The sequence below is a fragment of the Pseudomonas sp. MWU12-3088 genome, from assembly GCF_023242405.1.
In the GTDB taxonomy this organism is placed as follows: domain Bacteria; phylum Pseudomonadota; class Gammaproteobacteria; order Pseudomonadales; family Pseudomonadaceae; genus Aquipseudomonas; species Aquipseudomonas kribbensis.
The window spans coordinates 177,748-191,423 of the sequence record NZ_JALJEA010000001.1 but is presented as its reverse complement, the minus strand read 5'-3'; the positions used below and the strand labels follow the sequence as shown (position 1 = coordinate 191,423).

9 protein-coding genes are annotated in these 13,676 nt (G+C 61.6%); 5 read left to right on the top strand and 4 right to left on the bottom strand.

Translation table 11 applies throughout. From position 1 onward, the window contains the following. Nucleotides 1-269: 269 nt before the first annotated feature. On the top strand, nucleotides 270-1,340 hold the full coding sequence (locus M5B98_RS00955; RefSeq protein ID WP_248741461.1) for an autotransporter outer membrane beta-barrel domain-containing protein: 1,071 nt from the start codon (nucleotides 270-272) through the stop codon (nucleotides 1,338-1,340). Between the two features lie 45 nt (nucleotides 1,341-1,385). Here the strand turns inward: M5B98_RS00955 and glgB are convergent, their stop codons facing one another. From glgB to M5B98_RS00940, 3 genes are read right to left on the bottom strand one after another with little or no spacing between them, the layout of a single operon-like run. After that, nucleotides 1,386-3,617: a 1,4-alpha-glucan branching protein GlgB gene (gene glgB, locus M5B98_RS00950; protein WP_248741460.1), complete on the bottom strand. Its 2,232-nt coding sequence runs from the start codon at nucleotides 3,615-3,617 to the stop codon at nucleotides 1,386-1,388. A gap of 2 nt (nucleotides 3,618-3,619) precedes the next feature. Beyond that, on the bottom strand, nucleotides 3,620-6,961 hold the full coding sequence (treS, locus tag M5B98_RS00945) for a maltose alpha-D-glucosyltransferase (RefSeq protein WP_248741459.1): 3,342 nt from the start codon (nucleotides 6,959-6,961) through the stop codon (nucleotides 3,620-3,622). A gap of 39 nt (nucleotides 6,962-7,000) precedes the next feature. Beyond that, complete coding sequence (locus tag M5B98_RS00940) at nucleotides 7,001-8,998, bottom strand: alpha-1,4-glucan--maltose-1-phosphate maltosyltransferase (protein WP_248741458.1); 1,998 nt, start codon at nucleotides 8,996-8,998, stop codon at nucleotides 7,001-7,003. Between the two features lie 218 nt (nucleotides 8,999-9,216). Here M5B98_RS00940 and M5B98_RS00935 point away from each other — a divergent pair, with 218 nt between their 5' ends. The 4 genes from M5B98_RS00935 (at nucleotide 9,217) to mapR (ending at nucleotide 12,820) form a co-directional block, all read left to right on the top strand. Next, the gene (locus tag M5B98_RS00935; RefSeq protein WP_167443771.1) at nucleotides 9,217-9,375 is read left to right on the top strand and encodes a hypothetical protein; all 159 of its coding nucleotides are present in this window, start codon (nucleotides 9,217-9,219) and stop codon (nucleotides 9,373-9,375) included. 90 nt (nucleotides 9,376-9,465) lie between these two features. Further along, entirely contained in the window at nucleotides 9,466-9,699 is a 234-nt protein-coding gene (locus M5B98_RS00930) for a DUF3203 family protein (RefSeq protein WP_248741457.1), read from the top strand. 195 nt (nucleotides 9,700-9,894) lie between these two features. Next, nucleotides 9,895-11,325 carry a cytochrome c oxidase accessory protein CcoG gene (gene ccoG / locus M5B98_RS00925; RefSeq protein WP_248741456.1) on the top strand — a complete coding sequence of 477 codons (1,431 nt, stop codon included), beginning with the start codon at nucleotides 9,895-9,897 and terminating at the stop codon, nucleotides 11,323-11,325. Between the two features lie 85 nt (nucleotides 11,326-11,410). Further along, the gene (gene mapR, locus M5B98_RS00920; protein WP_248741455.1) at nucleotides 11,411-12,820 is read left to right on the top strand and encodes a GntR family transcriptional regulator MpaR; all 1,410 of its coding nucleotides are present in this window, start codon (nucleotides 11,411-11,413) and stop codon (nucleotides 12,818-12,820) included. Nucleotides 12,821-12,859: 39 nt separating this feature from the next. Here the strand turns inward: mapR and M5B98_RS00915 are convergent, their stop codons facing one another. After that, complete coding sequence (locus M5B98_RS00915; RefSeq protein WP_085708225.1) at nucleotides 12,860-13,606, bottom strand: SDR family oxidoreductase; 747 nt, start codon at nucleotides 13,604-13,606, stop codon at nucleotides 12,860-12,862. Nucleotides 13,607-13,676 lie beyond the last annotated feature (70 nt).

The window sequence follows — 13,676 nt, the reverse complement described above, 5'->3', positions numbered from 1 at the left end:
CTGCAAACAACAACTTAGATATGTGCATAAAAACAAACGCTTGTGATCTCTGATTTAACCATACCGCTCATCGTCCATTTTCTTGACGCAATGTCAGCGGTCTTCTTAGCTCTACCTTACTACCCCCGGAATCACTACTCGGGGCGAGCCTTCGGACACTCGTGAAAACGGGCTGCCCCAGGTTCGCCTCGCTCCATTCGGTCGCCCCTCATTCGGGGTAGGAGAGACGCCAAGGCGAGATACCGCATGCGCTAGCAAGGTAGACCTTCATGAAAACCTCACTCACCCCACACGAGATCAAAATCACCTTTTGCACCGTTTCTAGTTCTATCTTGCTGTGCTCATCCATGGAGGCGCAGGCGGGTCCTGTGGCGGATGAGACCACACCCTGGTATCGCCAGGACGTGCCGATCATGACGCTGCCCGCGACCGTCATCACGCCCGATTCACAACGCCTGAGCCCGCGCCCTGACCTGCGCGGCACGCATTTGCTTACCGAGGATCTCGCCCCCTCGGACTGGGATCAGCTTTACGGGCAGCCCTCTCGCCTGGCACAGAGCGACATCCTTGGAGCCGGGTTTGCGGTGCCCGGCTCAGGGGAAGTCAAAGGGCCGGCCGTGCTGACCCTGCATGGCAGTGGCGGCCAGACTCAGCGCATCGGCCTGATCGGCGGCCTGAATCAGATCCAGGGTAACGGCAGCGGCCTGATCGTCAACCGCGCCCTCGCCGACCCGACCACCGACACCCTCAATCTGCAGGGCCAGAGCCTTGGCGCCTATTACAGCCTGACCGGTTCAGCAGGCTGGCACGTGGATCTGTCGGCCAGCGGTGGCCGGGTCAGTGGTTTCAGCCGCAATGAACAGGGCGCGCGTCTGGCCACGGAAGGCAGCGCGATGACCCTCTCCGTGGAAGGCGGCTTCCCGATCGGCCTGAGCGAAAACTGGGTAGTCGAGCCTCAGGCACAATTGATCAATCAGCGCATCACCCTCGACACGCCTTATGCAGGCTCGGGCAATGCTTCATCAACTGACATTTCGTCCTGGAGCGGCCGGGTCGGTGCCCGACTCAAAGGCAGTTACGACCTCAGCGGTCTGCCGGTCGAACCCTACGTGCGCACCAACCTGTGGCACACGGTGTACACCGGCAATGCGGTGACCCTCGATCAGGTGGACAAGATCAGCAGCAGCCGCAAGTCTTCGACGGTGGAACTCGGCCTGGGTCTGGTGGCGAAGGTCACGCCGAGCGTGAGCCTGTACGTGAGCGCCGACTACAGCAGTGATGTGGACGACAACGATCTGAACGGATTGATCGGCAGTCTGGGGGTGCGGATGCGGTGGTAACGACGTTCCTGCGGGAGCAAGTCGTTTGCTCCCGCAGGTTTATCGTCAGCCCTCGGGCTTGAGGATCAATACCGCCAGCGGCGGCAGATTCAACTCCAGCGACAACGCCTGGCCGTGACTGGCCACATCTTCGGTAAACGCCCCGCCGCCATTGCCATAGTTGGAACCCGCATAGGTGTCGGCATCACTGTTGAGCAGTTCCTTCCAGCGCCCGGCAAACGGCACGCCCACCCGGTACGACTGACGCGGCACCGGTGTGAAGTTGGCCACCACCAGCACCGGCGTCCCCTCCTTGCTCCAGCGCAGCCACGCATAGACGCTGTTGATCGCATCGTCACCGATCAGCCACTGGAACCCCTGCGGTGCATCGTCCTGCTCGTGCAGCGCCGGCTCTTCGCGGTACAACCGATTCAGATCGCCAACCAGTTTCTGCACGCCTTTGTGCTCGGAATACTGCAGCAGATACCAGTCCAGCTGCTGATCGTGATTCCACTCGCGCCACTGGCCGAACTCGCAACCCATGAACAACAGCTTCTTGCCCGGATGGGTCCACATGAAGCTCAGATAGGCCCGCAGGTTGGCGAACTTCTGCCAGCGGTCGCCGGGCATCTTGTCGATCAGCGAGTGCTTGCCGTGCACTACTTCGTCGTGGGAGATCGGCAGAATGAAACGCTCGGACCACGCGTACACCAGACCAAAACTCAACTCGTTGTGATGATGGGCGCGGTACACCGGATCCTGCTGGATGTAATGCAGCGAATCGTGCATCCAGCCCATGTTCCATTTGTAGGCAAAGCCGAGGCCGCCCTGCTGGGTGCTTTGACTGACGCCGGGCCAGGCCGTGGATTCCTCGGCGATCACCAGCGCGCCCGGTGCTTCCAGCGCCACCACATCGTTGAGGTGGCGAAGGAAGTCGATGGCCTCCAGATTCTCCCGTCCGCCATGGCGATTGGGCACCCACTCCCCGGCCTTGCGCGAATAGTCGCGATAGAGCATCGATGCCACCGCATCGACCCGCAGCCCGTCGACATGGAAATGCTTCAGCCAGTGCAACGCCGATGCCAGCATGTAGCCGTGCACTTCGGTGCGGCCCAGGTTGTAGATCAGCGTGTCCCAATCCTGATGGAAGCCTTCCAGCGGGTTGCCGTACTCGTACAGCGCCGTGCCGTCGAACTGCGCCAGGCCATGGGTATCGGTCGGAAAATGCGCCGGCACCCAGTCGAGAATCACCCCGATATCGGCCTGATGGCAGGCGTTGACGAACGCCGCGAACTCGTCCGGCGTGCCGTACCGCGCACTCGGGGCGAACTGCGACAGCAACTGGTAACCCCAGGAGCCGCCGAACGGGTGCTCCATGATCGGCATCAGTTCGATGTGGGTGAAGCCCAGCTCCTTGACGTAGGGAATCAAGCGCTCGGCCAGTTCCGGCCAGGTGTACTGACGGGCCACTTCACCGAGATCGTCCAATTCGCATTGCCAGGATCCGGCATGCAGCTCATAGATCGACAGCGGCGCATTGTGTTGCTGGCGTTCGCGGCGGCCGGTCATCCAGTGCTGATCCTGCCAGTCGACCTGCAACGGCGAGGCGACTTTCGACGCAGTGTCCGGCGGCAGGCTGGTGGCCAGGGCCATCGGATCGGCCTTGAGCGGCAGGATGCCGTGGGCGCCAAGGATTTCGTATTTGTACAGATCCCCCGCCTGCAGGCGCGGAATGAACAGCTCCCAGACCCCGGACGGATGGCGCAGCCGCATCGGATGCCGGCGCCCGTCCCAGACGTTGAAGTCGCCGACCACCGACACCCGCCGGGCATTCGGCGCCCACACGGCGAAGCGCACACCGTCGACGCCATCCACGGTTTTCAGTTGCGCACCGAGGCAGCTGCTGAGGTCGCGATGATTGCCTTCGGCGAACAGATACAAATCCATTTCACCGAGCAACTGGCCAAAGCTGTAGGGATCTTCCGCAACCTGTTCGCCACCGGCCCAACGCGTACGCAACAGATAAGGCCGCGTCGATTCGAAATGCCCGACAAACAGCCCCGGCGTCTCGGTCGCCTCCAGCGGGCCGCGCTCTTCGCCGCTGTCCTTGTCCAGCACCGTGACACTCAATGCGCCGGGCAGGTACGCCCGGATGAACTCTCCGCCGGCACCATCGCCGTGGGGCCCGAGAATGGAAAACGGGTCCTGATGTTCTGCACGCACCAGGGCATCGATGTCCCTGGCCCCGGGCAGCAAACGCTCTTTAACGTGACCCTGTTCCTTGTTCGAGAAACTCATGACTACTCTCCACCAAGATCGGAAAAGGGTTCCAGCCCCGTCAATAACCCATACAGACCGTGCAACGGCACGGGCAGCCAGGTGGGGCGATTTTCGGCTTCATAGGCCACTTCGTAGGCCGCTTTCTCCAGACCGAACAACGCCAGTGCGGCGTCGGCACCTTCAGGATCCTGCCAGGCATGATCAAGACTAGCTGCCGCTCGCTGATATGCCTCGACAAATGCCTCGCGGGCCTCACGCAGATAACGCTCGGCAACCCGTCGACGTGCCGCTTCGGCCTCGGGACTGTTGTCGACGTTGTGCACGTTGATGGTCATCGCGGCCGCGTAATCGAAGGAACGCAACACACCGCTGACATCCTTGTAAGGGCTGTGCTTGCCACGACGCTCGGCCAGTGGCCGCGCCGGTTCGCCTTCGAAGTCGATCAGGTACGCATCGCCCTTGATCACCAGCACTTGCCCCAGATGCAGATCGCCATGCACGCGGATGCGCAAACCGCCGGCGGATTTCTTCGCCAGTTCCTGCACATGGGCGAGGATGGTTTTCTTGTGGTCGAGCAGACGACCGACAAGCTTTTGATCCGCCGCATCGAGTTCGTTTTGATGCGGTTTGAGCAGCTTCAAAGCGTGCTCGACCTGAGCGCCCACGTCCTTGCCGGTGGCTTGCGCATCCTTGGCCGAGCAGACCTGTGGCGCGAAGTCCGGGTTGTCGGTGGACGCCGCCAGCACCTGATGCATTTCCCCCAGTCGCTGACCCAGCATCCCGGCAAAATCCTTCAGCTCGCCGAGGGCGTTGTAGTGCTGCGACTGTTCGGACACGGCGTCCGCCAGCTCATCGCGCAAGGCCCGTTCGAGGTTGTTCTGCGTCCATTCCCAGGCATCGCCCTGATTGCTCAGGTAGCCCTGGGCAATCATCAGCAGGTTGTCTTCGCCCTGCCCGTCGCGGCGAATCACCGAACCGAGCAGCGGGGAGATATTGGCAAATCCGGCAGTGGTCAGGTAAGCGCTCATCTCCAGTTCCGGGTGTACGCCGGAAGCGACTTTGCGGATCAGCTTAAGCACCAGACTGTTGCCGATTACCACCGAACTGTTGGATTGCTCGGCCGACAGATAACGCACTTCCGACTCGCTACCGAGTCCCAGGCTTTCCAGTTGCGGCGTGGCCTCGAAACGGATTTCACCATCGCTGGAGTCCAGCACCGTGCCACTTTGCATGCCTTGTAAAACCGCACGAATAAACGCTTCGAGACTGAACGCATCGGTAATCAGACCGACCTGACGGACCCGTCGCACACGGGACAACGCCAGTTGCTGCGGCAACGCCGGCCCGACCTGATCTTCCGAGATAAACCCGAACGGCAGTTGGTAACGGCAGGTCTGCCCGCCGCTGCTGACTTCGATCTCGCTGAGCAACACCGGATGCTGCGCGTCGCCAAAACGCACGCCATAAGCCAGTCGAACGTGCTCGATGGCCGCGTCCTTGCCGGCGAACCAGCGGCGGTTCTGCAGCCAGTTCGGCAGGATGCCCTGTTCGAGGGTGGCCCGGGACGGCGCTTCGAGCAGTTCTTCCATGCGTTTTTTCAGCACCAGCGTGGTGAAGTCCGGCAGGCTCTGCGCCGGCTCGACGTGCCAGCTCGGCATCTGGTTTTCCGCCGCGAGGCCGAACCAGTAGAAGCCGTAAGGCGCCAGGGTCAGCAGAAAGTTGAGCTGGCCGATGGGCGGAAACGCATTACCGCCGAGCATCTCCACCGGCACCATGCCGACGTAGGCCGACAGGTCCAGCTCCACCGCCTGGGCGCTGCGCGAAACGTTGGCCACACAGAGGATGATTTCGTGTTTGCCGTCCGGCCCGGTGTATTCGCGGGTGTAGGCCAGCACCCGACGATTGGCCGGCGACAGCATCTTCAAGGTGCCACGACCGAACGCCTTGGATTGCTTGCGCACGGTCAGCAAGCGACGGGTCCAGTTCAGCAGCGAATGCGGATCGCCGGCCTGGGTTTCGACGTTGACCGACTGAAAGCCGTACTGCGGGTCCATGATCGGCGGCAGCACCAGACTGGCCGGATCGGCCCGGGAAAAGCCGCCGTTACGGTCGATAGACCATTGCATCGGCGTGCGCACACCGTCGCGGTCACCCAGATAGATGTTGTCGCCCATGCCGATTTCATCGCCGTAATACAGGGTCGGCGTGCCGGGCATCGACAGCAGCAGACTGTTGAGCAGCTCGATACGGCGACGGTCGCGCTCCATCAGCGGCGCCAGACGCCGGCGGATGCCGAGGTTGATCCGCGCGCGACGGTCGGCGGCGTAGTAATTCCAGAGGTAGTCGCGTTCCTTGTCGGTGACCATCTCCAGCGTCAGTTCATCGTGGTTGCGCAGGAAGATCGCCCATTGGCAGTTGGCCGGGATCTCCGGGGTCTGACGCAGGATGTCCGTGATCGGGAAGCGATCTTCCTGCGCCAGCGCCATGTACATGCGCGGCATCAGCGGGAAGTGAAATGCCATGTGACATTCGTCGCCATTGACGCCCTCGGCGTCGGTATCGCCGAAGTACAACTGGGTGTCTTCCGGCCATTGATTGGCTTCGGCCAGCAGCATGCGATCCGGGTAATTGGCGTCGATTTCGGCACGGATCTGCTTGAGGACGTCGTGGGTTTCCGGGAGGTTTTCGTTGTTGGTGCCGTCGCGCTCGATCAGGTACGGAATGGCATCCAGGCGCAGGCCGTCGATGCCCATGTCCAGCCAGTAGCGCATCACCGACAGCACGGCTTTCATGACTTGCGGGTTGTCGAAATTCAGGTCCGGCTGGTGCGAATAGAAACGGTGCCAGAAGTATTGGCCGGCCACCGGGTCCCAGGTCCAGTTGGACTTTTCGGTGTCGAGGAAAATGATCCGCGTACCGTCGTATTTCTGGTCATCATCCGACCACACATAGAAGTCGCGGGCCGCCGAACCGGGCTTGGCCTTGCGCGCCCGCTGGAACCACGGGTGCTGATCCGAGGTGTGATTGATGACCAGCTCGGTAATGACCCGCAAACCCCGTTTGTGCGCCTCGGCGATGAAGCGTTTGGCGTCGGCCATGGTCCCGTAATCGCTGTGTACGCCACGGTACTCGGCAATGTCATAACCGTCATCGCGCCGTGGCGACGGGTAGAACGGCAGCAGCCAGATGGTGTTGACGCCGAGTTCGGCGATGTAATCGAGCTTGGCGATCAGGCCGGGAAAATCGCCGATCCCGTCATTGTTGGAGTCGAAAAAGGATTTGACGTGAACCTGATAGATCACCGCGTCCTTGTACCAGAGCGGGTCCTTGATGAAGGTGGCTGACTTGGGTTTCTTCGCCATGTGAAACTCCTGTTCAATGCATGAATGCGTCGGCCCGGATCAGGCAGCGGTGATCCGCCAGATGCCGAACGGCTGATAAGCCGGGTCGATCCGCATGAACTGGTACTTGCCGTGCCAGTCCCAGCGATGGCCGTTCATCAGGTCCTCGCCGTGGGTGGTGGCGTCGTCCGGCAGGCCCATTTCCCACAGCGGCAGTTCGAAATTGGCCTCCTGCGGGTGATGCGGATCGAGGCTGACGGCCACCAGAATGAAATTGCTGCCATCGGCGCTGCGCTTGCCGAAATACAGAATGTTGTCGTTCCAGGCGTTGTAGATCTTCAGGCCCAGATGACTGTGCAGCGCCGGGTTCTGCCGGCGGATACGGTTGAGCTGGGCGATCTCGGCGATGATGTTGCCGGGCTGGTTGAAGTCGCGGACGCGGATCTCGTACTTCTCGGAATCGAGGTATTCCTCCTTGCCCGGCACCGGCGCCGATTCGCACAGTTCGAACCCCGAATACATGCCCCACAGGCCCGAGCCCATGGTCGCCAGCGCCGCCCGGATGAGAAATCCCGGGCGCCCCGATTGGTGCAGGAACGCCGGGTTGATGTCCGGCGTGTTGACGAAAAAATTCGGCCGGTAGCACTCGCGCCAGGGCGATTCGTTGAGTTCGCTGAAGTAACTCGCCAGTTCAGCCTTGGTGTTGCGCCAGGTGAAATAGGTGTAGCTCTGGGTGTAACCGACCTTGCCCAGCCGCGCCATCATCGCCGGAGTGGTGAACGCCTCGGCGAGGAAGATCACTTCGGGGTGCAACGTGCGCACATCGGCAATCAGCCATTGCCAGAACGGCAGCGGCTTGGTGTGCGGATTGTCGACGCGGAAGATCTTCACGCCCTCCTCGACCCAGCCGACGACGATGTCCCGCAGTTCGACCCACAGGCTCGGAATCGCTTCCGGCGCATAGAAGTCGACGTTGACGATGTCCTGGTATTTCTTCGGCGGGTTCTCCGCGTATTTGATCGTGCCGTCCGGCCGCCAGTTGAACCAACCCGGATGCTGTTTGAGCCACGGATGATCCTGGGAACACTGGATGGCGAAATCGAGGGCGATCTCCAGTCCATGGTCAGCGGCTGCCGCCACCAGCCGACGAAAATCCTCGCGGGTGCCGAGCTGCGAATGAATCGCTTCGTGGCCGCCCTCTTCGCTGCCAATCGCGTAAGGACTGCCAGGATCGTCCGGACCAGCAGTCAGGGAATTGTTGCGGCCCTTGCGATGGCTGCGGCCTATGGGATGGATCGGCGTGAAATACAACACGTCGAAGCCCATGTCCTGAATCATCGGCAACCGCGAGTGCACATCGTTGAAGGTGCCGTGACGGGCGGGATCGTCGGTGATCGAGCGGGGAAACAGCTCATACCAACTGGCAAACTCGGCCAGTTCCCGTTCAACGTCCAGCGGAAACTCCGGACTGATGCTCAGATACGGGCGATGATCGGCCTCGGCCATCAACTGCGCACTCTGCGAGTGCAGAAACAACGCGACCTGCTCGGTTTCGAGCAGGCCGGACAATTCGTGGTGCAGCGCCGCCAGCCGTTCGCTGAGCTGGCCTTCGCTGCGTTCGGCCGCTTGTTGCACCATCGTGCGGCCTTCCTGCAGCTCAAGGCTGACGGGGACGGCGGCCAGGTGTTTCTTCTCCAGCTCGTACTGAAAACTGGCGAACTGGTCGATCCAGGCTTCGATCAGGTACAGGTAGCGACCCATGCGCTGGGGGCGGAACCGGCCTTCCCAGCCGTTGTTGCCCTGATCGGTCATGACTTCGCTTTGCCAGACTTCCTCGCCTTCCTCGCGCCAGCGGATGCGCACCGCCAGTTTGTCGTGGCCGTCGGCGAAGATCTTGCTGGTGACCACGATCTCGCGCCCGACTACAGCCTTGACGGCAAACTGCCCGCCATCGAGGGTCGGCCGGGTGTTTTCAATGACAATGCGCGGCAGCAGCAACGCCTGCGACAGCGGGATGTGCGGGTTGTAGCTCTGTTCGGAGGGTTTTTCAGCAGTCATTGAGCATCTCTCCTTAACGCCCCAAGGACGCTCGTTTGCCTGTTCGATACTCACGGCCAGACCTGTGCCCGACCATGAACGCTCTCAGGTTCCGAGCGAACCTCGGCGACAAAAGTTCACAGGGATTTGCCCCGCCACAAAATCGGATCGATTTCGCGCAGAAGTGGTCAACCCACTTAAGCACTTCTCACGCCATGTGCCACACGGAGGTTCATCTGATGACGATTCCGATCCCCGCTGAAACGCCCGATCCGAACATCGACAAACCGGTGCTGCCCGAAACCGAGCCGCAGCCGATCCCGGAACAGGAGCCACCGGGCACCACGCCGCCGCCCAAGGAAGAGCCACCGTCGACCATGCCGCCGGTGATTGTCTGATCGCCCGGTGACCATTAATCGGTTGCACAGAACGATCCCCCGGGGCTGCGCCCTAACCTTTCAACACCCCTTGGAAAAAAGGACAGCCCCATGACCGTGCGCATCGAAAACCAGACCTGTTTTTTCGCCACCGAAAACGGTGAGCAGATTCGCCTGTGCGGCGACCTGACGGTCATCACCGATAGCGAGAAATCGATGTCCGCCGTGGAAATCGAAGGCCGGCGCATTTACATCACAGAGGCCGAAGCCGATGCCCTGACCGTCGCAGGCGCCAAGGACGGGCGCAAACACCTGAAAGCCACCGACAGTGATTCGGTGATTTGACTGACCCCGGTCAATATCCCGCGCTGCCTTCCGGGATAGGCGTCTGCGCCCTGCACCGCCGGCTGCTTCAAGTTGTCGCAGGGCCGGGCGCAAAACCCATCTGATACGCTTTTTATTGAAATACCTGAGTCTGTTATGCAAACAGATCGGCGCTCATAGTTCACTGGCCTGATGGAGGCTGATGAGCGAACGACCATGAGCGAACGAATCCCCGTCCGAACCGTAGAAGCATCTCCCCAGATAAAAAAAGTACCGGCGCGCCCAATGAAGGCGAAACACGCCACCAGCGACAACCAGATTTTCACCCGCAGCTTCACCGGCCTGTTCCGCACCCTGCGCATGAGCGGCGCGGGATTTTTGTTCCTGCTGTTTTTCGGCACTGTGTGGCTGAACTGGGGCGGGCGCCAGGCAGTGCTATGGGATCTTTCCGAAAGCAAATTCCACATCTTTGGCGCGACCTTCTGGCCGCAGGACTTCATTCTGCTGTCGGCACTGTTGATCATCGCCGCGTTCGGCCTGTTCGCCATTACTGTGTTCGCCGGCCGGGTCTGGTGTGGCTACACCTGCCCACAGAGTTCGTGGACATGGATCTTCATGTGGTGCGAGAAGATCACCGAGGGTGAACGCAACCAGCGGATCAAACTGCAAGGCGCGCCGTGGAGCCTGAACAAGCTGGCGCGGCGTGCGGCCAAGCACACGTTGTGGCTGGCGATCAGCGTGCTCACCGGCCTGACCTTCGTCGGCTATTTCACCCCGATCCGCCCGTTGGCCGAAGAACTGCTGACCTTGCAGATCGGCGGTGTCAGCCTGTTCTGGGTGCTGTTCTTCACCGCCGCCACGTACATCAACGCCGGCTGGCTGCGCGAAGCGGTGTGCATGCACATGTGCCCGTATGCGCGGTTCCAGAGCGTGATGTTCGACAAGGACACCCTGGCGATTTCCTACGACGCGGCCCGTGGCGAAAACCGTGGCCCGCGCAAACGCGAGGTGAAACCGGCCGAAGCCGGCCTCGGCGATTGCATCGACTGCCAGTTGTGCGTGCAGGTCTGCCCGACCGGCATCGACATCCGCGACGGCCTGCAGATGGAATGCATCGGCTGCGCGGCGTGCATCGACGCCTGCGATTCGATCATGGACAAGATGAACTATGCGCGAGGCCTGATCCGCTATACCTCCGAGCGTGAACTTCAGGGTGGCAAGACGCATCTGCTGCGTCCGAGGTTGATTGGTTACGTCGCAGTGCTGGTGGTGATGATCGGCGCTCTCGCCCTGGCGTTGGTCGAGCGGTCAATGGTGTCGCTGGACGTGACCAAGGACCGTGGCCTGTTCCGCGAGAACGGACAGGGCCAGATCGAGAACATCTACACCCTCAAAGTCATCAACAAGACTCAGCAGCGCCAGGACTACAACCTGACGCTGGTGGACGGCGACGGCTTCCAGCTCCAAGGCAAGACCGAACTGAGCCTGGCCCCGGGCGAGATCGTCGATGTGCCGGTGTCGGTAGCCATGACCACGGAACGCCCGGCCAGCAGCTCGCAGACCTTGAGCTTCAAGATTGCCGACAGTGATGAGCCCGAGGTTTATAGCGTGGCGAAGAGCCGGTTTGTTGCGCCGATGAATCGTTGAACCTTTAAGATGCTGTCCGTTGTGCCAATGGCGCTGTATCCATTGGCATAACCGTTTTCCGAATCCAATCCATTGCAGGACACCGATGAAACGCTACGAAAAATTCGCCGACGACATCGCTGAACTGATCCGCTCCGGCGTCCTCGGCCCCGGCCAGCGGGTGCCGTCGGTGCGCTACGCGAGCCAGACCTATGGCGTCAGCCCGTCCACGGTGTTCCAGGCTTATTACCTGCTGGAACGTCGCGGCCTGATCCGCGCCCGGCCGCGCTCCGGTTACTTCGTCAACACCCACGCCCCGAGCCCGTTCTCGGAGCCGGTGATCAGCAGCCAGGTCAACGAATCCACCAAGGTCGACGTCAGCGAACTGGTGTTCTCGGTACTGGAATCGATCAAGGATCCGAGCACCGTGCCGTTCGGCTCGGCATTCCCCAGCCCCGAACTGTTCCCGCTGCAACGCCTGTCACGCTCGCTGGCCAGCGCCGCCCGGGAGATGGACCCGCGCATGGTGGTCACCGACATGTCGCCGGGCAACCCGCAACTGCGCCGGCAGATCGCCTTGCGCTACATGGTCGGCGGCCTGATGCTGCCGATGGAAGAACTGCTGATCACCAACGGCGCCCTCGAAGCGCTGAACCTGTGCCTGCAAGCGGTCACCGAACCCGGCGACCTGGTGGCCATCGAGGCTCCGGCGTTCTACGCCAGCCTGCAAGTGCTCGAGCGGCTGAAACTCAAAGCCGTGGAAATCCCCGTGCACCCACGCGACGGCATCGACCTCGGTGTGCTCGCCCAGACCCTGGAGCGGCACCCGATCAAGGCCTGCTGGTGCATGACCAGTTTCCAGAACCCGATGGGCGCGACCATGCCCGAGGCCAAGAAACAGGAACTGGTGGAACTGCTGAAACGGCACCAAGTGCCGCTGATCGAAGACGACGTCTACGCCGAGCTCTATTACGGCCAGCAGGCGCCGAAACCGGCCAAGGCTTTCGACACCGAAGGTCTGGTGATGCATTGCGGCTCATTCGCCAAGAGCCTGGCCCCCGGCTACCGCATCGGCTGGGTCGCCGCCGGGCGCTACGCGCAGAAGATCGAACGCCTGAAACTGATGACCTCACTGTGCGCCTCGATGCCGGCCCAGGCGGCCATCGCCGACTACCTGCAACACGGCGGCTACGACCGTCACTTGCGCAAATTGCGCTACGCCCTCGAAGAACAGCAAAGCGCGATGCTCGCGGCCATCGCCCGCTACTTCCCGGCCCAGACCCGCGTGAGCCAACCGGCGGGCGGCTATTTCCTGTGGCTGGAACTGCCACCGCAGATGGATTCGTTGAAGTTGTTTCAGATGGCGCTGGCGCAAGGCATCAGCATTGCGCCGGGGCCGATCTTCTCGCCGACCCAGCGCTTCAGGAATTGCATCCGTTTGAACTACGGCAGCCCGTGGACCGAGGCTTCGGAGAAGGCGATGGAGACGTTGGGGCGGATTGTGCGGTCGTTCTGATGCGATCGTTCCCACGCAACGCGTGGGAACGAACCTTCACTAACGTCCGCCGCCAAGATCGACAAAAGTCCCGGTGGCATACGAAGCCTTGTCCGACAGCAACCAGACAATCGCCTCCGCCACTTCATCCGGCCGCCCGCCGCGGGCCATTGGAATCGCCGACTCCAGCTTGCTGACCCGGTCCGGATCGCCGCTCAGAGCGTGGAAATCGGTGTAGATGTAGCCCGGACGCACCGCGTTGACCCGAATCCCCTCACCCGCCACTTCCTTGGACAGACCGATGGTGAACGTGTCGAGGGCGCCTTTGGACGCGGCGTAGTCGACGTACTCGTTCGGCGAGCCCAGACGCGCGGCGACCGAGGAGACGTTGACGATGCTGCCACCCTGCCCGCCGTGTTTGGGCGACATGCGCAGGATCGCGTGCTTGGCGCAGAGGATCGGCGCCAGGACGTTGGTTTTCATGATTTTGAGGATGCGGAATTCGGACATTTCGTCGACCCGCGATTTGTGCCCGACGGTGCCGGCGTTGTTCACCAGTGCGGTGACCCGGCCCAGCTCGGTGTCGACCCGGTGAAACAGGCCGATCACTTCGTCTTCGATGCTGACGTCGGCGCGAACGGCAATGGCGGTGGCGCCGCGCTCGCGTACCTGGTCGAGTACGTGATGGGCCGCCTGCTCGTCAGACTGATAATTGATGCAGATCCGATAGCCTTGCTCGGCAGCCAACAGCGCCGTGGCGGCCCCGATTCCGCGACCACCGCCAGTGATCACAATGACTTTATCCATGCTGGCCTTCCCCCAATGCACACGTAACAGTCGGGGCAAGAATAACCGTCATTGCGGGGTTTTGCATGGC